Source organism: Campylobacter sp. 2018MI10 (assembly GCF_018501175.1).
Lineage (GTDB): Bacteria > Campylobacterota > Campylobacteria > Campylobacterales > Campylobacteraceae > Campylobacter_E.
This window is the reverse complement of the sequence record NZ_JAHCZD010000101.1, coordinates 1-426: the sequence shown is the minus strand read 5'-3', so window position 1 is coordinate 426 and position 426 is coordinate 1. Positions and strand designations below refer to the sequence as shown.

The window sequence follows — 426 nt, the reverse complement described above, 5'->3', positions numbered from 1 at the left end:
ACATTATTTTGATAAGGGGTTTTAAATTTTAAAGTGCAAACCTTATCAAGCTTGTTTTGCAAAATATTTTCAAGATCTTTTTTTTCAAAAGGTAAAGTTAAAAAATACTCATAATGTGTATTTTTATGCCGACCCATCACTATAAAATCATAATTTTTCTTTACATTTTTATTGAAAATTTTATCCTTGATAAAAATCAAATGAAAGTCATTAACATCAAAACTTAAATTTTTAAAACAAGTGCTTTCTATGCCAAAATACGAAAGTAAATTTGCAAGTAAAAAATTCTCAAGCTCATCATTATTAACTATGGCCACACTTGCTTCAAATTGCAAAACCTTTCCATGAGATGTTCCTATAATGCTTTTATGATGCTCTAAAGCCTCATTTAATTCTAATCTAATTTGATCTTTTTGAGAATTTAAG

The 426-nt window shown here is 25.6% G+C and carries 1 pseudogene; it reads right to left on the bottom strand.

What is annotated here, in order from left to right:
- Positions 1–426 (bottom strand): annotated as a pseudogene (locus KJR01_RS09855) (hypothetical protein); the annotation flags it as partial.